This is a genomic window from Halomonas sp. KM-1 (assembly GCF_000246875.1).
Taxonomy (GTDB): Bacteria; Pseudomonadota; Gammaproteobacteria; order Pseudomonadales; family Halomonadaceae; genus Halomonas; species Halomonas aerodenitrificans.
Map to the genome: position 1 here is coordinate 1 of NZ_BAEU01000019.1, position 18480 is coordinate 18480.

Sequence of the window (18480 nt, forward strand, 5' to 3'; positions counted from 1 at the left end):
ATATCGCGAGGCTGGCCGTCCTTGTAGGCCGCGGCCAAGGCCGGGCCGCGGCGCTCGACTTCGCGGTCGGGCTGCTTGTCGGCCAGCTCCATCACCTGCACCGCCAGGCGGCGCGGCGTGGCATAGGCGCGAATGTCGCCGAAGGCGATCTCGGCCTCGCTCAGGCCGCGGCGAATGCCGTCGGCCAGGGCGTCGGAGAGCGTGTCGATGGCGCTCGGCGGCAATTCCTCGACGCCCAGCTCGATCAGAAAGGTATTGGCAGCCATCACGCGTCTCCCTGTTCGGCGTTCATGTCCTGAGCCAGCAGCTCCTGGCGCAGGGCTTCGGGGGCCAGCGGGAAGCCGGCGGCCTTGCGCGAGGCGTAATAGGCATGGGCCACGTCGCGGGCCATGGTGCGCACACGCAGGATGAAGCGCTGCCGTTCGGTCACCGAGATGGCGTGGCGGGCATCCAGCAGGTTGAAGGTATGAGAGGCCTTGAGCACCTGCTCATAGGCCGGCAGCGGCAATCCTGCCTCGAGCAGCTTGGTGCACTCGCGCTCGTGGTGGTCGAAGGCGTTGAACAGGACCGGCACGTCGGCATGTTCGAAGTTGTAGGCCGACTGCTCGCGCTCGTTCTGCAGATAGACGTCGCCGTAGGTGACCTTGGTGCCGTCCGGGGCGATGGTCCACACCAGGTCGTAGACGCTGTCGACGTTCTGCAGGTACATGGCGATGCGCTCGAGACCGTAGGTGAGCTCACCGGTGACGGGGTAGCACTCGAGTCCGCCGGCCTGCTGGAAGTAGGTGAACTGGGTCACCTCCATGCCGTTGAGCCAGACCTCCCAACCCAGGCCCCAGGCGCCCAGGGTCGGCGACTCCCAGTTGTCCTCGACGAAGCGAATGTCATGCACCAGCGGGTCGATGCCGATACGCTCGAGCGAGCCCAGGAAGCGCTCCTGCAGGTCGGCGGGGGAGGGCTTCATCACCACCTGGAACTGGTAGTAGTGCTGCAGGCGGTTGGGGTTCTCGCCGTAGCGACCGTCGGTGGGGCGACGGGAAGGCTGCACGTAGGCGGCATTCCACGTCTCCGGGCCGATGGAGCGCAGGAAGGTGGCGGGGTGGAAGGTGCCGGCCCCGACCTCCATGTCCAGCGGCTGGAGCACTACGCAGCCGTGTTCGGCCCAGTACTGCTGCAAGGCGAGTATTAGGCCCTGAAAAGTGGTCGCGTCTGGCGTCGACCCTGAGGCCGAGGTCGACGAGAGCGTCTGCGACGGGTTTGACGAGAGTGTCATTGCGGAAGCACCGTTGGCCATGAATTCACAGGGCGTCAAGTATACAATCACAGGCACATGGGTTATAGGCGCAGCGCTTGCGCCCCAGCGAGGTTTACATGATCGTAGTGACAGGTGGCGCCGGCTTCGTCGGCTCGAATCTGGTCAAGGCTCTCAACGAGCGTGGGCGCAACGACGTGCTGGTGGTCGACGATCTCTCCGACGGCACCAAGTTCGTCAACCTGGCGGACTGCACCCTGGGCGACTATCTCGACAAGGACGACTTCCGTGCCCGCGTCGAGGCGGCACTGCGCGGTGAGCCCTCGCGCCTGCCGCCGATCGAGGCGATCTTCCACGAGGGGGCCTGCTCGGACACCACCGAGTGGGACGGCCGCTTCATGCTCGACAACAACTTCGAGTACTCCAAGGTGCTGCTGCACTACTGCCAGCAGCAGGGCATCCCCTTTCTCTATGCCTCGTCGGCGGCCACCTACGGCGGCAGCCAGGTGTTCCGCGAGGAGCCAGAACACGAGAAGCCCCTTAACGTCTACGGTTACTCCAAGCTGCTGTTCGATCAGTACGTGCGCCAGCACTGGGATGAGTTCACCAGTCAGGTGGTGGGCTTCCGCTACTTCAACGTCTACGGCCCGCGTGAGCAGCACAAGGGCAAGATGGCGAGCGTGGCCTACCACAACCACACCCAGATTTCGGCGGGCCAGGGCCTCAGGCTGTTCGGTGGCTGGGACGGCTACGAGGCGGGCATGCAGAGTCGCGACTTCGTGTATGTCGGCGACGTGGTGAACGTCAACCTGTGGTTCCTCGACAACCCCGACAAGTCGGGCATCTTCAACCTCGGGTCCGGCCGGGCCGAGCCGTTCAAGGCCATCGCCGAGGCGGTCATCGACTTCCATGGCCGTGGGCGCATCGAGTACATCGACTTTCCCGACGAACTCAAGGGGCGCTATCAGAGCTATACCCGCGCCGACATCTCGCGCCTGCGTGAGGCCGGCTACGAGAGCGAGTTCCGCACCGTGGCCGAGGGCGTGAAGGCGTATCTCGAGTGGCTGGCCGGGGCCAGGGGATGAGCCAGGCGGCTGCCTCCACAGCCCCGCGTATCCTGGTGGTCGGCCCCTCCTGGGTCGGCGACATGGTCATGGCCCAGAGCCTGTTCATGACCCTCAAGCAAAACCAGCCGGGATGCCGCATCGGTGTGGTGGCGCCGGGCTGGTCGCAGCCGATTCTGGAGCGCATGGCCGAGGTCGATGAAGTGGCGAGCCTGGACGTCGGCCACGGTGAGTTCGGCTGGTCCACCCGGCGCGCCCTGGCCGGGCGGCTGCGCGGGCGTTTCGACCGGGCCATCGTGCTGCCGCGCTCCTGGAAATCGGCGCTGGTGCCGTTTCTGGCCCGGATTCCGCGTCGTATCGGCTTCACCGGTGAGCAGCGTTATGGCCTGCTCAACGAGCGCCGCGAACTCGACAAGACCCTGCTGGACCAGACCGTGAAGCGCTTCGTGGCGCTGGGACTGACAGCCGAGGAAGCCCGGCGCGGCGATTTCGCCATTCCCCGGCCGCGCTTGCGGATCGACACGGACAACCTCGATGAGCTGCGCACGCGCCTGGGCCTGAGCTCACGGCCGGCCGTCGGCATGATGCCCGGGGCCGAGTACGGGCCGGCCAAGCAGTGGCCGCTGGGCCATTTCCGCGAGCTTGCCGAGCGCCTGGTGGACGAGGGCTTCGAGATTCGCGTGATGGGTGGCCCCAAGGACGTCGCCGCCGGGGAGGCAATCGCCGCAGGCCTGCCGTACGTTCACAACCTGTGCGGACAGACCCGGCTGGCCGATGCGGTCGATCTGCTCGCCGACTGCCAGCAGGTCGTGACCAACGACTCAGGGCTGATGCACGTGGCCGCGGCGGTGGGTACCCGCGTGCATGCGCTGTATGGCTCGTCGTCGCCTGCCTATACGCCGCCGCTCACCGACAGGGCCGAGATCCACTATCTGGGGCTGGGTTGTTCGCCCTGCTTCGAGCGCACCTGCCCGCTGGGGCACACCAACTGCCTGGTGCAGCTGTCGCCTCAGCGGGTGCTGGCCGCCGTGCTTACAGAGTCCGCCATCCCGGTGACTCGCGACTGAAAGCCAGAGCGACCGTTTCACTGTACCGCGGCAGGCTCTTCGCCGGTGGAATCCACCGGAGTCTCCACCACCTGCTCCTGTTTCTCCTGCTCGGGAGCAGGCTGCGGCTCGGGGGCCAGGCCATTCCACAGGCGCTCCTGAAGCGCCCGCTCTTCACGCATTCGGGCATTGATCTCGGTCTTGCTGTACTCCTCGAGGAGTGTCGGCTCGTCGGAGAGCAGCGAAACCCCCAGGCCGGCGCGGTGCCAGTCGATGGTGAAACCCATGGCTTCGAGAATGGTGGGAAAGACATCCACCATGGAAGCCTCGCGGCTCTCGCGTCCCACGGGAATCCCCGGCCCCAGCAGCATGAAGGTGTTGTCACGCTCGCCCTGGATCAGCTGCTCCCAGGCCGAGACACGCATGGTCAGGTGATCGCTGGCGATGATCACGACAGTATTGTCGAGCAGTCCCTCGGCATCGGCTCGCTCGAGGAAGTCGCGGGCCAGCCAGGCCGAGCACTCTACCGAGTAGAGGATGTCGACGCCGTCGAACTCACCCTGGCGGTCGATGCAGGCTTGGGCGGGATAGCCACGGGGGGCATGGCCGGCAAGGGTCAGGTTGACCACTCCCCAGGGCCCTGGCTCCTGGTCGAGTCGCCGCATCTCCTCGAGCGTGAAATCATAGAGCGAGTCGTCGTAGAGTCCCCAGTTGTTGACGTAATCGGGATCGTCCAGCAGGGGCTGCAGGTCTTCACGCCCGAGCACGGTTTCGAAACCGTGCCCCTTGTAGAAGATCCCCTTGCCGGCAAAAGCCGTGCTGGCCCCACCCAGGTAGCTGAGCCGATAGCCCTGTTCGGCCAGCAGGTCTCCCAGGCAGTCGACGCCGGGTACCACCTTATCCAGCGGCGTGAACTGGCGGTCGTGCAGCAGTCCGGCCGGCATCAGGGGGCTGCCGCACTGGCTGGCGATCATGCCGGCCATGGTCCAGCCGGTGTTGTCGATCTGATAGACCCCCTCATAGGCCAGGCCATGCTCGCCGATGGCATCCAGGTCGGCATAGGCATCACCGAAACGCTCCCGGTCGGCGTAGGTGCGCTCGATGCTTTCCAGATACATGAGCAGGAGGTTGGGTCGCTCTTCGGGCGCCTCCAGAATGACCGGCTGTACGTATTGGCGGTCGAGCCAGGCGCCGTCGTCGGTGACGATGGCCGCGCCGCGCTGGGTGACGCCATAGAGCAGCGGATTGGTGGCGAGTAACGCCATGGCCAGAAAGGGTTCGGTCAGGCTCCAGCGGCGGTCATGGCGAATCAACCAGGTGATCGCCGCCAGCAGCGCCACCATGGTCAGGGTATAGCCGATGGCCGCGCCGATACGGCTGACGCCGCCGTGGTCGGTCATGCCGGCCTGCAGGTGGAAGAACACTGCGCCGAGATCGACGATGCCGAAGCTCTCGGAGAGGTAGATGTAAAGCCCCCACAGCGCGATCGGCACCAGGCTCCATGGCCAACGCCGCGATGACGAAGCGCTCGGAGCGCTTTGCGGCGCGCCCCAGTTCAGCCATGTGCCCATGGCCATCCACAGCGCGGCCACCAGCGGCAGGCTCCAGTGGGGCAGACGGGTCAACGCGGTCAGTGCGTAACCCAGACAGAGTCCGATCACGAGCAGCGATAGCCAACGTGGGTGGGCCAGCTTGAGAAGTTTGGAAGAAATCGACATGGGGTGAGGGCTTCCATTGAGTTCGTCTGTCAGCTTAACAAGGCTACGCCGCCCTGCACCATGCAAGGTGTTTTCGGATTTGGCGCCATCCGCTCGGCGGCAGTAAACTGGCCAGCCCGCCGGACCGACGAGGAGAGGTCGATGAGCCTGGCTGCGGTACTGATCGTGAAGAACGAGGCCGCCCATCTGCGCGCTTGCCTGGAGACGCTGCGCTGGGTGGATGAGATAGTGGTCCTCGATTCCGGCAGCGACGACGACACTTGCGCCATCGCCCGGGAATTCACCGACAAGGTGGCGGTGAACGCCGACTGGCAGGGCTTCGGCGTTCAGCGTCAGCGTGCCGAAGCCATGGTCGAGAGCGACTGGATCCTGATGGTCGATGCCGACGAGCGGGTGACGCCGGAGCTGCGCCGGAGCATCCAGACCGCCGTCGCCAGCGGCGAGCCGGCGATCCACACCCTGCCGCGCCTATCCTGGTGTTTCGGCGACTTCATTCGCCATTCGGGCTGGTATCCCGACCGGGTGGCACGGCTCTATCCTCGCGGCAAGGCCGGCTACGATGCGGCCCTGGTCCACGAAAAGCTGCACAATACAGGTGGCTTGCCGGTCAAGGCGCTCGAGGGCGACCTGCTGCACTACACCTACCGCGACCTGCGTCACTATCTCGAGAAGTCGGCCCACTACGCCCAGGCCTGGGCCGAGCAGCGTGCCGCCCGTGGCAAACAGGGCAGTCTCTCGGCCGGGCTCGTGCATGGTGTGGGCTGCTTCCTGCGCATGTACCTGCTGCGCGCGGGCTTTCTCGATGGTCGCCAGGGCTTGTTGCTGGCATTGCTGTCGGCACACTCCACCTTCGCCAAGTACGCCGACCTGTGGGTCAGGACGCGGACTTCGCCGCCACCCGACGAGACACCAGAGCGCTGATCTTGGTGGCCGCGACCTCGAGGTCGATGGCCGACATCTCGCTTTCGCCGGCGCCCTCGGGGGGGCTGAAGGCGAGGCGGCGGCTCGCGTCGTTGCAGGTTTGCCAGCGTAGCGCAGTGGCCGAACGGCGCGCGGGGTAGAAGCCGGCCGTGGGCCGGTTCAGGCAAGCGGCGATGTGCAGCGGCCCTGTGGAGCCGGCGACGAACAGGTCGGCGGCGCTCAGCGCCAGGGCAAAGTCGGCGAGACCCGTACGTGGCGGCAGAACCTTGGCCTGCAACCGCCTGTCGTGCAGCATCTCACACAATTCGTGTGCCGCCGGCTCTTCGCCGGGGCCGGCGGTCAGTACCCAATGGGCGTGAATGTCGTCTGCGGCAAGCCTGGAATCGATGGCGGCGGCCAGTTCGGCGTACTGAGACGAAGAGAGATTGACCGCCGAGCCGCCGCTGCCGGCATGCAGGAACAGCCACGGTCGTGACGGCTCCAGCGCCAGGGCCCCGGCTATTGACTCGCGCTGGGCTGCCGCAGTGCCGGGCGACAGCGGCCAGTACGGCGGCGCTGGGCGCGCCTGGGGCTGCCAGCCCTGGGCTGCCAGCAATGCCTCGGCCAGCTCGACGTTGTACAGGTATTCCGGTTTGTCGGAGCGCGACCTGCGCTGAACGACGCGATGATTGTAGAATAGCTGCGCCCACTTGGTGGCCGGTGCCACGCGGCAGGGGATGCCGGCTCGCCAGCCGAGCCAGCCGATGCGCGGCGTGGAGTAGAGCGTGAGCATGGCGCAGAAGCGTTCGCTGCGCAGCTGGGCCAGCAGTTCGCGCTGCGCCTGCTTTCCGGCGGCGTCGCCGGGATCGACGATGACCGCGTCGATCCACGGGCACAGCCGAGCCAGCGGTGCCGTATAGGCCGGCACCAGCACGCTGATCCGCGCTTGCGGAGCGGCGGCCTTGAGACAGGCCAGTGCCGGCCAGGCGAGCATGAAATCGCCGAGCTTGTCGTTGCGCACCACCAGGATGTGCGGCGGCTGATTCGCTGCGTGGCGAGCGGCCACGCGGGAAGAAGACGTCATCTGGGCTCCCGAGCCCCGGTTGACCGACGAAGGAGACAGCCTTGTCGTACAAGGTCATGCATATCTGCCTATCGGATGGCTGGGGCGGACTCGAAATGTATCCTGCGCGGATTATACCCGAGCTGCAACGTCAGGGGTGGCAGGCCCATGGCCTGGCCCTGGCCGGTTCGCGGGTCGCCGAGAGCCTGGCGTCGACCGGTATCGCACCGCTGACGGTGCCCTCGCGCGGCCGGGCGCTGCTGCAGGTGGGGCGCATACTGGGCTACCTGAAGCGCCATGGTATCGAGGTGCTGCACTGTCACAAGTCCAGCGACCTGCGCCTGGGCGCGCTGCTGGCGACCCTGCGACCGACGCTCCAGCTGTTCTTCACCGATCACATGGGCGTGACCCGGCCGAAGAAGGATTTTTACCATCGCTGGGCCTACGGGCGCGTCAGCCGGCTTTTTGCCATCAGCGAGGCCACCCGCCAGCGCAACCTCAAGGCCTTTCCGTTGCCGCCGGAGCGCATTCGCCGGCTCTACCTGGGCATCGACCTGACGCCCTATGCTTCGCAGCTGGGCGAGCCGGCACGTGAGGCGTTGCGACGCGAGCTGGGTGTCATGCCGGGCGAGGTGGCGATCGGCCTGCCTGGGCGTCTGACCGACGGCAAGGGCCATGAAGTGTGGCTGGATGGGCTGGCCCGACTGGCCGAGCGCGCTCCCGAGCTGGCCTGGCACGGTGTGCTGATTGGCGGGCTCAGCGCCCGCGAAGGCAGCGACGAACGTTACGTCTCGCACTTGCGCTCGCGGATCGAGGAGCTGAAGCTGGAGCAGCGCGTGACCTTTGCCGGGTTTCGTCCTGACCTGCCGCGCCTGTTCGAGGCACTGGACATCGTCTGCGTGCCATCGCGTAATGAGGCCTTCGGCCTTACCGTGGTCGAGGCCATGGCCGCCGGCAAGGCCATCGTCGGTGCCGACAGCGGGGCGATTCCCGAGCTGCTCGAGGCCGACTGCGGGCGCCTTGCCGCAGCCGAGGAGCCGCGGGCCTGGGCCGAGGCCATGGCGGAGCTCGGCCAGGACGCGGCCCTGCGCGAGCGCCTCGGCCAGGCGGCAAGGGCAAGAGCCGAGCGCCATTTCGGCGTGACGGCGCATGTCGAAGCCCTGATTCGAGAATACGCCGGGAAGGAGCCAACATCATGAAAGCCTGGATCGAAAAGGGCGGCTATCTCAACAATCGCGGTCGCAAATGGCTGTCGCGGCTGCACGTGGAGCAGGTGCGCCGCATTCTGGTGATCCGCCAGTGCGCCTTCGGCGACATGATGGCGACACGGCCGTTCCTGGTCGAACTCCGGCGCCTGTTTCCCCAGGCGCACATCACCCTGAGTACGGTGAGCAAGTACCAGTATGCGGTGCCCGACGACCTGGTCGACGAGGTGCACGTGCTGGACTCCCGCGGTTCGCTGCGTGAGCAGTTGCACTCCCTGCGCCAGTACCGCGAGGTCGACGTGCTCTTCGATCTGGCCGATACGGCCCGCTCGCGCCTGCAGACCCTGCTGACGTCGGCGCGGGTCAAGCTCGGCTTTCCCTACCGCAGCGGGCTCAACAAGCTGCTGTTCGATGTCGGCATCCTGCGCTCGGACTTTCACTACGAAGCCGAGGTACTGCTCGACTTTCTCAAGATCATGGGGCACAAGCCGCAGTACCCGCTGGAATTCGCCATGCCGCGCCATCAGCGCGCTCTGGCGAAGCCGCGCATCGTCTACTTCCCCTATGCCGCCGTGGCGGAAAAGTCGCTGTCCCAGGAGTCATGGCGCCAACTGATCGAGCAGGCAGCCGTCGAATTTCCCGGCTATCGCCATGTGCTGCTCGAAGGCCACAAATCCGAGGAGTCCGGCGACTTCCTCGCCGAGGTGGCGGCCCGCCACGACAACGTGGAGATCGAGGGACGCATGGACCTGGAGCGGCTGGCGCCGTGGATGGCGGCGTCCAGCGTGCTGGTGTCGGGGGATACCGGCGTGCGCAACCTGGCGCTGGCGACCCATACCCCGACGCTGGGGATCTTCTTCATGACCGTGCCGTTTCGCTACTGGCCGCGCTATGAGGACTGCCACGAGGCGGTGTTCCACCGTGACGGCCAGGTGCCGGGCAGGATGGACATCCTGCAGGGCCTCGAGGAGCTGCTCCAGCGACTCTATCCCGAGCGCGGCAAGGCGCGTCAGCCGGCGTCATCGGAGGCGTAGCCGCGGCGTATCGTCTCCATGGCCGCGGTGGGTGCGCCGAACTTGACCAGCGAGCGGGCGAGTCGCGCCAGGTTCGCCTCTTGCCAGGCGCCGGGGGCGCGCAGCCGGCAGCGGTCGAGGTCGATCAGCCAGACGCAACCGTCGGCATCGATCAGCAGGTTGCGGGCGTTGAGGTCGACATGGTCGAGGCCCGCCTGGTGAAAGCGGCGGATGGTGGCGCCGACCCGTTCGAGCAGCGCCGGCTCGGCCTCGGCAAGGCGTTCGGCCAGGGCCCCGGCTTCGGGGATGCGCACGGTGATCAGGGCGGCCGTGTAGGTCGGCCCGCAGCGGGTAACCGAGGCGGCCACCGGTCGCGGCACCGGCAGCCCCTCGCGGTGCAGGTGGGCGGTGAGGCGCAGCTCGCGAAAGGCGCGGGTGCGTTCGAGCCCCGTCCATAGATAGCGGCTCTCGCTCAACCTGGCGATCAGGCCGCCGCGACGGTAGGGACGCAGCACCCACTGCTCGCGTCCGGCGTCGAGAAACAGGCTGCTGCCGCGCCCGGGGGCTTCGCCGAGCACCTTTCCACAGCGGTGCCAATGCGCGGGGTCGAACAGCGGCGGGCCGATTTGTGGCGCCGGCTCGGCGTCACATACACTGTCCGCATCATATAGAATGAAGGTCTTTCCCGTTCGACACGTTGCCAACTGCATGAAGCATCCTCTGCCCGCCCAACCGCGTCACATCGCCGTGCTGCGACTCTCCGCCCTCGGCGACGTCTGCAACCTGGTGCCCACCATACGCGCCCTGCAGCGCCAGTGGCCCAGCGTGCGCATCACCTGGATCATCGGCAAGGCGGAACACAGTTTACTGGCTGGCCTGTCGGGGGTCGAATTCGTGGTCTACGACAAGGCCTCGGGGTTGGCCGGCATGCGCCGACTGTGGCGTGAGCTGGGCGATACCCGCTTCGACGTGCTGCTGCACATGCAGCAGGCGCTGCGGGCCAGCGTGCTTTCGCTGGGGCTCAAGGCCAAGGTGCGGGTGGGCTACGACAAGGCGCGCGCCAAGGACGCCCAGCACTGGTTCACCCATCGTCAGTTGGCGCCCCATCCCCACGCCCACGTGCTGGAGTCGTTCCTCGACTTCGCCCGCCTGCTGGGGGTGGAGGACACGTCGCTGACGTGGGACATGCCGGTGCCGGAGACGGCCTTCGAAGAGGCCACGGCGCTGACCGACGAAGCCGCCTACCTGCTGATGAGCCCCTGTGCCAACCCGCGGTTGCGCAATTTTCGCAACTGGTCGGCAGAGGGCTATGCCGCCGTCATCGAACACGCCTGGGCCCAGTACGGTCTGAAGACGGTGCTCACTGGCGGCGGCAGCACCCAGGAGCGCGAAATGGGCGAGCGTATCGCCGCCCTCAGCCGGCCGGAAGCGGTGATCGATGCCATCGGCGCTACCTCGCTCAAGGGGCTGTTGGCGCTGATCGCCGGCGCCCGGGCGGTGATCGCTCCCGACTCCGGCCCCGTGCACATGGCCAATGCCATGGGCACGCCGGTAGTGGGGCTGTTCGCTACCACCAATCCGGACCGCGCCGCGCCCTACCTGTGGCGCGACTACGTGGTCAACCGCTACCCGGATGCGGTGCGTGCCTACATGCACCGCGAACCCGACGACATCACCTGGGGCCAGCGTGTACGCCATCCCGATGCCATGACGCTGATTCGCGTCGACGATGTCGTCGAACGGCTCGATGCGCTGCTGGTGCGCCCCAACGACCGCAAGGAAGAGGAACGTCCCGATGAAGCTTGACCTGACCGCGCTGGAACAGGCGCACGTGCTGGTGGTGGGTGACGTGATGCTCGACCGCTACTGGCATGGTGGCACCTCACGCATCTCGCCGGAGGCCCCGGTGCCGGTGGTCCGGGTGGAAGAGTGCGAGGACCGGCCCGGCGGGGCGGCCAACGTGGCGCTCAACATCGCCTCGCTGGGGGCGCATGCCGCCCTCAGCGGCATGGTTGGCGACGACGACAACGCCCGCCGACTGGTCGAGCGGCTGGACGCCGCCGGGGTCGACACCTACTTCCAGAGCAGCCCCGGTATTCCCACCATCACCAAGCTGCGCGTGATGAGCCGCAACCAGCAGCTGATCCGGCTCGACTTCGAGGATGGCCTGGACGAGCTCGACACCCGTGGACTGCTGGCGCGGGTCGAACAGGGGCTTCCCGACTGCGACCTGGTGATCCTCTCCGACTACGGCAAGGGTACGCTCAGCCGGGTCGAGGAGCTGATCGCGCTGGTGCGCAGCGCGGGCAAGCGCGTATTGATCGACCCCAAGGGCAGCGACTTCACCAAATACCGCGGCGCCAGCGTGATCACCCCCAACCTGGCCGAGTTCGAGGCGGTGGTCGGCCACTGCCGCGACGACGAGGAGCTGGCCGCCAAGGGCGCGGCGCTGTGCGCCCGGCTCGAGCTCGAGGCGCTGCTGATCACCCGCAGCGAGAAGGGCATGACCCTGATTCGCGGCGATCACGAACCGCTGCACCTGCCCACCCGAGCGCGGGAAGTGTTCGATGTCACCGGCGCCGGGGACACCGTGATCGGCGTGCTGGGGCTGGCGCTGGCGGCCGGCCACGGCTTCCCCGAGGCGATGACCCTGGCCAACCTGGCCGCCGGCCTGGTGGTGGCCAAACCCGGCACCGCCACGCTCTCCATCGCCGAGCTCTATACCGCCGTGCACGGCGACAAGCTGGCCGAGTTCGGCGTCATCGAGGAGACGGCGCTGGTCGAGGCGGTGCGTGCCGCCCAGATGCGCGGCGAGCGGGTGGTGATGACCAATGGCTGCTTCGACATCCTCCACGCCGGCCACGTGGCCTACCTGGAGCACGCCCGGCAGCTCGGCGACCGGCTGGTGGTGGCGGTCAACGACGACGCCTCCATCGGTCGGCTCAAGGGACCCAAGCGGCCGATCAATCCCCTCGCCCGGCGCATGCAGGTGCTGGCTGGTCTCGGTGCGGTGGACTGGGTGGTGCCGTTCAGCGAGGACACCCCGCAGCGCCTGATCGAGGCGGTGCTGCCCGACGTGCTGGTCAAGGGCGGCGACTATCGCGTCGACGAGATCGCCGGCGGCAATGCCGTACGTGCCGCCGGCGGTGAGGTGAAGGTACTGGGCTTCGAGGACGGGGTTTCCACCACCGCCATGATCGCCACCATTCTCGACCGCGAGAGCTGATGTCGGCGCCGCGCCGCTGGCCGCGCTGGCTCTACTCGGCGGCACTCTATCTGCTCTCGCCTCTCGTCTGGCGCAGGGTATGGCGTGAGCATGCGCTCACTAACTCCCGCTGGGAGCGGCTCGGGCTGCTGTCTCGCTCAGCCGCCGGCGGCCCCTGGCTATGGCTGCACTGCGCCTCGGTGGGCGAGGTGCAGGCGGCCCGCCCGCTGATCGAGGCGCTGCTGGCACACTACCCCCGCCATCGGCTGCTGGTGACCACCATGACCGCCACCGGCGCCGAGCGGGTGCATGCCCTGATCGAGGCGCGACGCCGGACAGGCGAGCCCGAGCGTCTTGCCCATCGCTTCCTGCCGCTGGACTACCCCGGGGCCGCGAAGCGCTTCGTCGCACGCCTGTGCCCGGAGCTCGCCATCTTCTTCGAGACCGAGCTTTGGCCCAACCTGCTGACGGCGTGTCGCCGTCGCGGCGTGCCCACGGCGGTGGTCAACGGACGTCTCTCGCCGCGCGCCTTTCGCGGCTATCGCCGCCTGCGGCCCCTGATGGCCTCGGCGCTGGCCCAGCTCGACTGGCTGGCTGCCAAGTCCCGCGGCGATGCCGAGCGCTTCCGTGCCCTGGGCATGCCGGCCACCCGCACCGACGTGGTGGGCTCGCTCAAGTACGACCTGACCCCGGACGATGCCGCGAGCGAGCAGAGCAAGCGGCTGTGCACGCGGCTGGGCTCGCGTCCCGTGTGGGTGGCCGGCTCCACCCACCCCGGCGAGGACGAGCGGCTGCTCGAGGCGCATGCCCGCCTGCGTCAGTCCTACCCCAACGCGCTGCTGATCCTGGTGCCGCGCCATCCGCAGCGCTTCGAGGCGGTGGCCGAGCTCTGCCGCGAGCGCGGCATGGCGCTGGCGCGGCGCTCCCGCGATGAGTGGCCGGATGGACGAACTGGCGTCTATCTGGGCGACACCATGGGCGAGCTGCTGATGCTCTACGGCGCCGCCGACCTGGCCTTCGTCGGCGGCAGTCTGGTGCCGGTGGGCGGACACAACCTGCTCGAGCCTGCCGCCATGGGCGTACCGGTGCTGACCGGCCCGGAGCTGGCCAACTTCGCCGACGTGGCCGAGACGCTGCGTCAGGGTGGCGCGCTGGTGGAAGTGAGGGACAGCGCCATGCTGGCCGATACGCTGGTCACCCTGTTCCTCGATGAGGCCGAGCGCCACCGCCTGGCCGAGGCCGGCCTGGCGGTGGTGGCAGCCAACCGCGGCGCCCTGGCACGCACCATGGCCGGCCTTGAGCAGCTACTGCCAGGTGAGTGAGCACCTGCTAACTGTCAGGCCGGGGTCATCCGCTCCACCCCCTGCTCAGTGCCCAGCAATAGCACGTCGGCGCCGCGGGCGGCGAACAGACCGTTGGTCACCACGCCGACGATGGCGTTGATGCGGGCCTCCATGGCCACCGGGTCGTCGATCATGAACTCGAAGCAATCGAGGATCTGATTGCCGTTGTCGGTGACCACCCCCTCGCGGTAGACCGGGTCGGCGCCCAGCTTGACCAGTTCGCGTGCGACATAGGAGCGGGCCATGGGAATCACCTCCACCGGCAGCGGGAAGGCGCCCAAGCGCTCGACCCGCTTCGAGCCGTCGGCGATGCAGATAAAGCGTTCGGCGCAGGCCGCCACGATCTTCTCGCGGGTGAGCGCCGCACCGCCGCCTTTGATCATATGAAGGTGAGCGTTCACTTCGTCTGCACCGTCGATGTAGAAAGGCACCGTGCCGACGCTGTTGAGCTCGAACACCTCGATGCCGTGGTCGCGCAGACGCTTGGCGCTGGCCTCCGAGCTGGCTACGGCGCCCTTGAAGTCGTCGCGCAGCCGCGCCAGGCGGTCGATGAACAGGTTGGCGGTGGAGCCAGTGCCGATGCCGAGAATGGTGTCGCGCTCGAGCCACGGTTCGATTTCGGCGATGGCGGCGGCGGCCACGGCGTCCTTCAGTTCGTCCTGGGTCATGTCTTGCTCGTATCAGAGTGGATGGCGGGTGCCGCGCCATTATAGGCCACGTTATGCTTCCTGCCGACGCGTTCGCTGGACGGCGAGGCGCCGAGAATGCTACCTATAGGGGTTCTCTGCAGTGCAGCACAGGCTGCCGCCCCTCTGCGCCACCCTTGGAAACGTCAGGATGCTCGAAGCTACCGTCAAGAAGATCCTCCAGGCCCACGTCTACGAAGCGGCCCGCGAAACGCCCATTTCCCCGGCCCCCTTCCTGTCACGGCGCTTCAACAACCAGATCCTGATCAAGCGCGAGGACCTGCAGCCGGTCTACTCGTTCAAGATTCGCGGCGCCTACAACAAGATGGCGCAGCTCTCCGAGGAGCAGAAGGCCAAGGGCGTGATCGCCGCCTCGGCCGGCAACCATGCCCAGGGGCTGGCCATGGCGGCCAAGCTGATGGGCGTCAAGGCGGTGATCGTCATGCCGCGCATCACCCCGGAGATCAAGGTCCAGGCGGTGCGCGCCCGCGGCGCCAAGGTGGTGCTCAAGGGCGACGCCTTCGCCGCCGCCGCCGAACATGCCCAGGAGCTGATGGCCGAGCACGGCTACACCTACATCCCGCCCTTCGACGACATCGACGTCATCGCCGGCCAGGGCACCGTGGCGGTGGAGATCCTACGTCAGCACGTCGGGCCGCTGGATGCCATCTTCGTGCCGGTGGGTGGCGGCGGGCTGATCGCCGGGGTGGCGGCCTACGTCAAGTATCTGCGCCCAGACATCAAGGTGATCGGCGTGGAGGCCGAGGACAGCGCCTGTCTCAAGGCGGCGATGGCCGCCGGCAAGCGCGTGACGCTGGAGCAGGTCGGGGTGTTCGCCGAGGGCGTGGCGGTGGCGCAGATCGGCAAGATACCGTTCAAGATCGTGCGCGACCTGATCGACGACGTCATCACCGTCAACGCCGACGAGATGTGCGCGGCGGTGAAGGACATCTTCGACGACACCCGGGCGGTATCCGAGACCTCCGGGGCGCTGTCGCTAGCCGGGCTGAAGAAGTACATCCAACAGACCGGCGTCGAGGGCCAGACCCTGTTGTGCATCAATTCGGGCGCCAACACCAACTTCGACCGCCTGCAGCACATCGCCGAGCGTACCGAGCTCGGCGAGCAGCGCGAGGCGATCCTGGCCGTGACCATTCCCGAGCGCCCCGGCAGCTTCAAGAAGTTCTGCCGCACCATCGGCAAGCGCATGGTGACCGAGTTCAACTATCGCTACGCCGACCCCGAGGAGGCGCACATCTTCGTCGGCGTGCAGGTCAAGCCGGACGGCGAGGATCGTCAGGCGGTGATCGAAAAGCTGCGTGAAGCCGGCTACCCGGTGGTCGATCTCACCGACAACGAGCTGGCCAAGCTGCACATTCGCCACCTTGGCGGCGGCCGGCCCAAGGAGCACTTCGACGAGGAGGTCTACCGCTTCGAGTTCCCCGAGCGCCCCGGGGCGCTGATGAATTTCCTCACCCACCTGCCTCAGGACTGGAACATCTCGCTGTTCCACTACCGCAACCACGGTGCCGCCTTCGGTCGCGTGCTGGTCGGTATGCAGATTCCCAACGGCGATCGCTCCCACGTCGAGGAGTACTTCGACGAGATCGGCTATCGCTACTGGAAGGAGTCGGACAACGACGCCTATCGGCTGTTCATGGCCTGAGCCCGAAAAACCGTGGGGTGAGCGCTGACTTACGGCAAAGGCGAGAAGTGGCATGGGTTTCTTTTTGTAATCGTCGCTTCAAGCGGTTGTCATCAACGCCTGTCAAGCCCTATAGTCGGCGCTGTCGCGGCTACCGCCGTCACGGTTCAATCACGGGAACGTCAGGAGTTGGTAATAATGAAGCGTAAGCCCGATCTGGTCATGGCACTGGTGCTGGCCTTTGGCATTGGCGTCGTCGTCACCGGGTACGCCCAGGCACTCACAGGCGGCTGAGTCGGCAGGCAGTGCCATGATCAGATAAGCGCAGGATCCGAAAGCAATGAAACCGGTCGAAGCCAGGCTTCGGCCGGTTTTTTTACGCCCGCATTTTATAGCCTTCGCGAGGCTCAGGGGCGCACGACACGGGTATCGCTGACGATGGCGTCTAGCGGAACGTCCCAGGGCGCTGCCGGCAGGCGGTCCACCCGCTGGCAGTCGTGGGCCAGGCCGATCAGGGTCGGCCGGGGGCCAGGCCGCTGGGTGAAGGCCAGGCTGCGGTCATAGAAGCCGCCGCCCATGCCCATGCGCTGGCCCAGGTCGTCGAAACCCACCAGCGGTAGCAGAATCAGATCCAGCGCCCAGGCCTGCATGCGGCGAGCGCGATGCGCGCCATGGCGGGTATGGGGCTCGGGAATGCCGAAGCGATTGCGCCGCATGGGCGTGCCCGGATGGTAGTGGACGAACCACAGGCTGTTGTCCGAGAGCGGCTTCAACACCGGCAGGTAAATGCGAACTCCGCGCCGGTCGAGCCAGGCAATGAGCGGTCGCGGATCTATCTCGCCGTCGTTGGGCAGGTAGAGTGCGACACGCCTGGCCCGGTGCACCTCGGGCAGCTGCTTCAAGCGCTGGCACAGGGCGCGATCGGCCTGCTGGCGCTGGAGTGGGCTCAGAGCCCGGCGTCGGCGTCTCAGCTCCTGGCGTAGCTCGCGACGGGAAGAGAAAGCATCGGCGCTGAGAGCGTCAATAAGAAGATTCATGGCAAGGTGAGGTTCCCCAGAATGCCGCTGTCGTTCTGGCCCTTGAACCCTTGGTTCAAGGTGGGTGGCCGCAGCCGAACCGTCAGGCTTTCCGACGCACGGACATGCACACGGGTCCGGCTAGCTAATGGCCGCCCTGGGTATTGCTCATAGGCTCGAGGGACTTCAACGACTGGCCAACACCCCAGGGAACACCTTCATCCTAACAGAGCTGCCGGGTGCGTCCAACGTCATTCGGCAGGAGTTCTGTTACCCGGGGCCGCGCCTGCCATGGCCCGCTCCAGGCGCTCGCTGAGCTGCCCCAGCTGCTGCTCCTCGTCACGCCGGGCGTCCTGGATCTCGAGCAGCTCATGGGCGATGTTCAGCGCGGCCATCAGCGCCACGTTCTCACTGGCGAGCAGATTGTTCTGCGAGTGTATGCCCTGCATGGCGCGATCCAGATAGCGTGCGGCCCGCTCCAGCTTGCGCTCTTCGCCGGGGTTGCAGGCGAACACATAGTGCCTACCCAGCAGGGTCACCTGGGCGGTGGGGCGAGTGGCGTCATCGCTCATGGAGGGCTCCGGTGTCGGCTTGTCGGCCCGATGCGTTAACATCGGCGAATCAAGACACATCAATTCGATCATCCACTATAAGAGAGCCCTTCGCAGGCGGTCAACGCAGCGCCGCCGGCATCAGGCCTCTCACCGCGATTCTCAAGAGGTATCGTTGCATGTCTTCGCCCGATGAACGCCTGGATTTTTCCACCCTGGCCGATCTCTTCCTGCTTCACGGCAGCATGCAGTCGCCGGCCTTTCTCGATGGCAGGCTGTGTGCCGAGCTGGCGCTGCACGACGTCTCCGCCGAAGCCTGGCTCGAAGAGGTATGCCTGGGGCTCGGCGTCGAGCAGCCCCGCGACCGCGAGAGCGGCGAGACGCTGCTGGCCTGGCGTCGCCAGAGCCTCGACGCGCTGGCCGACAGTGGTCTCAACTACGAACCGCTACTGCCCGACGAGCTCTTCTCCCTGGCCGAACGGGCTCGGGGCCTGCAGGAGTGGACGCTCGGCTTCCTCGAGGTCATCGACGACGCCGGCGAGGCCAAGCGCGAAGGTTGGTCCCAGGCGCTGCGCGAAGCCATCGAGGACCTGACCGGGCTCGCGGTCATCGAGACCGACATCGACGACAGCGCCGAGAACGAGAACGACCTGTTCGCCTTGACCGAGCATGCGCGCATGGCCGCCATGCTGCTCTATACCGAACAGCATCCCGGTCAGCCGCAGGTGGAGCGCGGCGAGTCCACCCGGCACTGAACCCGAACCACCCCCATT

At 66.9% G+C, this 18480-nt stretch carries 18 protein-coding genes and 1 other RNA gene; 10 read left to right on the forward strand and 9 right to left on the reverse strand.

The annotated features are described in order from the left end of the window. Both B8115_RS01720 and glyQ read right to left on the reverse strand, forming a co-directional pair. Positions 1–266 (reverse strand): glycine--tRNA ligase subunit beta (locus tag B8115_RS01720; protein ID WP_010626010.1); only part of this gene is annotated, 266 nt, incomplete at its 3' end. Then, positions 266–1273 (reverse strand): glycine--tRNA ligase subunit alpha, encoded by a 1008-nt coding sequence (glyQ, locus tag B8115_RS01725; protein WP_051004582.1) that lies wholly within the window; start codon positions 1271–1273, stop codon positions 266–268. The genes glyQ and B8115_RS01720, both read right to left, overlap by 1 nt. 98 nt (positions 1274–1371) lie before the next feature. Between glyQ and rfaD the strand changes: the two genes are divergently transcribed. Together rfaD and waaF are read left to right on the forward strand one after the other, a co-directional pair. Then, a complete protein-coding gene (gene rfaD, locus B8115_RS01730; RefSeq protein WP_010626012.1) occupies positions 1372–2337 on the forward strand; it encodes an ADP-glyceromanno-heptose 6-epimerase in 966 nt (321 codons plus the stop codon). After that, complete coding sequence (waaF, locus tag B8115_RS01735) at positions 2334–3383, forward strand: lipopolysaccharide heptosyltransferase II (RefSeq protein ID WP_010626013.1); 1050 nt, start codon at positions 2334–2336, stop codon at positions 3381–3383. The genes rfaD and waaF overlap by 4 nt, the downstream gene beginning before the upstream one ends. Before the next feature lie 17 nt (positions 3384–3400). Here the strand turns inward: waaF and B8115_RS01740 are convergent, their stop codons facing one another. After that, positions 3401–5080, reverse strand: a complete 1680-nt coding sequence (locus B8115_RS01740) for a sulfatase-like hydrolase/transferase (RefSeq protein WP_010626014.1) — start codon at positions 5078–5080, stop codon at positions 3401–3403. 141 nt (positions 5081–5221) lie between these two features. On the opposite strand from B8115_RS01740, the gene B8115_RS01745 reads away from it, so the two are divergent. Beyond that, entirely contained in the window at positions 5222–6001 is a 780-nt protein-coding gene (locus B8115_RS01745) for a glycosyltransferase family 2 protein (RefSeq protein WP_010626015.1), read from the forward strand. Here the strand turns inward: B8115_RS01745 and B8115_RS01750 are convergent. Continuing rightward, positions 5955–7064, reverse strand: a complete 1110-nt coding sequence (locus B8115_RS01750) for a glycosyltransferase family 9 protein (RefSeq protein ID WP_010626016.1) — start codon at positions 7062–7064, stop codon at positions 5955–5957. The genes B8115_RS01745 and B8115_RS01750 overlap by 47 nt on opposite strands. A gap of 41 nt (positions 7065–7105) precedes the next feature. Here B8115_RS01750 and B8115_RS01755 point away from each other — a divergent pair, with 41 nt between their 5' ends. Further along, the gene (locus tag B8115_RS01755) at positions 7106–8242 is read left to right on the forward strand and encodes a glycosyltransferase family 4 protein (RefSeq protein ID WP_010626017.1); all 1137 of its coding nucleotides are present in this window, start codon (positions 7106–7108) and stop codon (positions 8240–8242) included. Next, the gene (locus B8115_RS01760) at positions 8239–9282 is read left to right on the forward strand and encodes a glycosyltransferase family 9 protein (RefSeq protein WP_010626018.1); all 1044 of its coding nucleotides are present in this window, start codon (positions 8239–8241) and stop codon (positions 9280–9282) included. Before B8115_RS01755 ends, B8115_RS01760 begins: the two co-directional genes overlap by 4 nt. On the opposite strand, the gene B8115_RS01765 is transcribed toward B8115_RS01760, so the two are convergent. Beyond that, positions 9258–9971, reverse strand: coding sequence for a 3-deoxy-D-manno-octulosonic acid kinase (locus tag B8115_RS01765; protein ID WP_026037814.1), 714 nt, complete (start codon positions 9969–9971; stop codon positions 9258–9260). The genes B8115_RS01760 and B8115_RS01765 overlap by 25 nt on opposite strands. Between B8115_RS01765 and B8115_RS01770 the strand changes: the two genes are divergently transcribed. From B8115_RS01770 to waaA, 3 genes are read left to right on the forward strand one after another with little or no spacing between them, the layout of a single operon-like run. Continuing rightward, entirely contained in the window at positions 9970–11067 is a 1098-nt protein-coding gene (locus tag B8115_RS01770) for a glycosyltransferase family 9 protein (protein ID WP_010626020.1), read from the forward strand. The genes B8115_RS01765 and B8115_RS01770 overlap by 2 nt on opposite strands. Beyond that, positions 11057–12487: a bifunctional D-glycero-beta-D-manno-heptose-7-phosphate kinase/D-glycero-beta-D-manno-heptose 1-phosphate adenylyltransferase HldE gene (gene hldE / locus B8115_RS01775; protein ID WP_010626021.1), complete on the forward strand. Its 1431-nt coding sequence runs from the start codon at positions 11057–11059 to the stop codon at positions 12485–12487. Before B8115_RS01770 ends, hldE begins: the two co-directional genes overlap by 11 nt. After that, entirely contained in the window at positions 12487–13788 is a 1302-nt protein-coding gene (gene waaA / locus B8115_RS01780) for a lipid IV(A) 3-deoxy-D-manno-octulosonic acid transferase (protein ID WP_010626022.1), read from the forward strand. Before hldE ends, waaA begins: the two co-directional genes overlap by 1 nt. 14 nt (positions 13789–13802) lie before the next feature. Here waaA and rpiA read toward each other — a convergent pair whose 3' ends face one another. Beyond that, positions 13803–14477 carry a ribose-5-phosphate isomerase RpiA gene (rpiA, locus tag B8115_RS01785; protein WP_010626023.1) on the reverse strand — a complete coding sequence of 225 codons (675 nt, stop codon included), beginning with the start codon at positions 14475–14477 and terminating at the stop codon, positions 13803–13805. 169 nt (positions 14478–14646) lie between these two features. Here rpiA and ilvA point away from each other — a divergent pair, with 169 nt between their 5' ends. Continuing rightward, positions 14647–16161 carry a threonine ammonia-lyase, biosynthetic gene (gene ilvA / locus B8115_RS01790; protein ID WP_010626024.1) on the forward strand — a complete coding sequence of 505 codons (1515 nt, stop codon included), beginning with the start codon at positions 14647–14649 and terminating at the stop codon, positions 16159–16161. Between the two features lie 386 nt (positions 16162–16547). On the opposite strand, the gene B8115_RS01795 is transcribed toward ilvA, so the two are convergent. From B8115_RS01795 to B8115_RS01805, 3 genes are all read right to left on the reverse strand, one after another. After that, a complete protein-coding gene (locus tag B8115_RS01795; protein ID WP_010626025.1) occupies positions 16548–17177 on the reverse strand; it encodes a 5-formyltetrahydrofolate cyclo-ligase in 630 nt (209 codons plus the stop codon). A gap of 9 nt (positions 17178–17186) precedes the next feature. Next, positions 17187–17371, reverse strand: a non-coding RNA gene (ssrS, locus tag B8115_RS01800) — 6S RNA. A 36-nt stretch (positions 17372–17407) separates the two neighbouring features. Beyond that, on the reverse strand, positions 17408–17728 hold the full coding sequence (locus tag B8115_RS01805; protein ID WP_010626026.1) for a cell division protein ZapA: 321 nt from the start codon (positions 17726–17728) through the stop codon (positions 17408–17410). A gap of 158 nt (positions 17729–17886) precedes the next feature. Between B8115_RS01805 and B8115_RS01810 the strand changes: the two genes are divergently transcribed. Beyond that, the gene (locus B8115_RS01810; RefSeq protein WP_010626027.1) at positions 17887–18462 is read left to right on the forward strand and encodes a UPF0149 family protein; all 576 of its coding nucleotides are present in this window, start codon (positions 17887–17889) and stop codon (positions 18460–18462) included. Positions 18463–18480 lie beyond the last annotated feature (18 nt).

Excerpts from the sequence above, each read along its gene's own strand:
- glyQ (WP_051004582.1), bottom strand. The coding sequence starts at position 1,273 with ATGACACTCTCGTCAAACCCGTCGCAGACGCTCTCGTCGACCTCGGCC.
- rfaD (WP_010626012.1), top strand. The coding sequence starts at position 1,372 with ATGATCGTAGTGACAGGTGGCGCCGGCTTCGTCGGCTCGAATCTGGTC.
- waaF (WP_010626013.1), top strand. The coding sequence starts at position 2,334 with ATGAGCCAGGCGGCTGCCTCCACAGCCCCGCGTATCCTGGTGGTCGGC.
- B8115_RS01740 (WP_010626014.1), bottom strand. The coding sequence starts at position 5,080 with ATGTCGATTTCTTCCAAACTTCTCAAGCTGGCCCACCCACGTTGGCTA.
- B8115_RS01745 (WP_010626015.1), top strand. The coding sequence starts at position 5,222 with ATGAGCCTGGCTGCGGTACTGATCGTGAAGAACGAGGCCGCCCATCTG.
- B8115_RS01750 (WP_010626016.1), bottom strand. The coding sequence starts at position 7,064 with ATGACGTCTTCTTCCCGCGTGGCCGCTCGCCACGCAGCGAATCAGCCG.
- B8115_RS01760 (WP_010626018.1), top strand. The coding sequence starts at position 8,239 with ATGAAAGCCTGGATCGAAAAGGGCGGCTATCTCAACAATCGCGGTCGC.
- B8115_RS01770 (WP_010626020.1), top strand. The coding sequence starts at position 9,970 with ATGAAGCATCCTCTGCCCGCCCAACCGCGTCACATCGCCGTGCTGCGA.
- B8115_RS01765 (WP_026037814.1), bottom strand. The coding sequence starts at position 9,971 with ATGCAGTTGGCAACGTGTCGAACGGGAAAGACCTTCATTCTATATGAT.
- hldE (WP_010626021.1), top strand. The coding sequence starts at position 11,057 with ATGAAGCTTGACCTGACCGCGCTGGAACAGGCGCACGTGCTGGTGGTG.
- waaA (WP_010626022.1), top strand. The coding sequence starts at position 12,487 with ATGTCGGCGCCGCGCCGCTGGCCGCGCTGGCTCTACTCGGCGGCACTC.
- rpiA (WP_010626023.1), bottom strand. The coding sequence starts at position 14,477 with ATGACCCAGGACGAACTGAAGGACGCCGTGGCCGCCGCCGCCATCGCC.
- ilvA (WP_010626024.1), top strand. The coding sequence starts at position 14,647 with ATGCTCGAAGCTACCGTCAAGAAGATCCTCCAGGCCCACGTCTACGAA.
- B8115_RS01795 (WP_010626025.1), bottom strand. The coding sequence starts at position 17,177 with ATGAATCTTCTTATTGACGCTCTCAGCGCCGATGCTTTCTCTTCCCGT.
- B8115_RS01805 (WP_010626026.1), bottom strand. The coding sequence starts at position 17,728 with ATGAGCGATGACGCCACTCGCCCCACCGCCCAGGTGACCCTGCTGGGT.
- B8115_RS01810 (WP_010626027.1), top strand. The coding sequence starts at position 17,887 with ATGTCTTCGCCCGATGAACGCCTGGATTTTTCCACCCTGGCCGATCTC.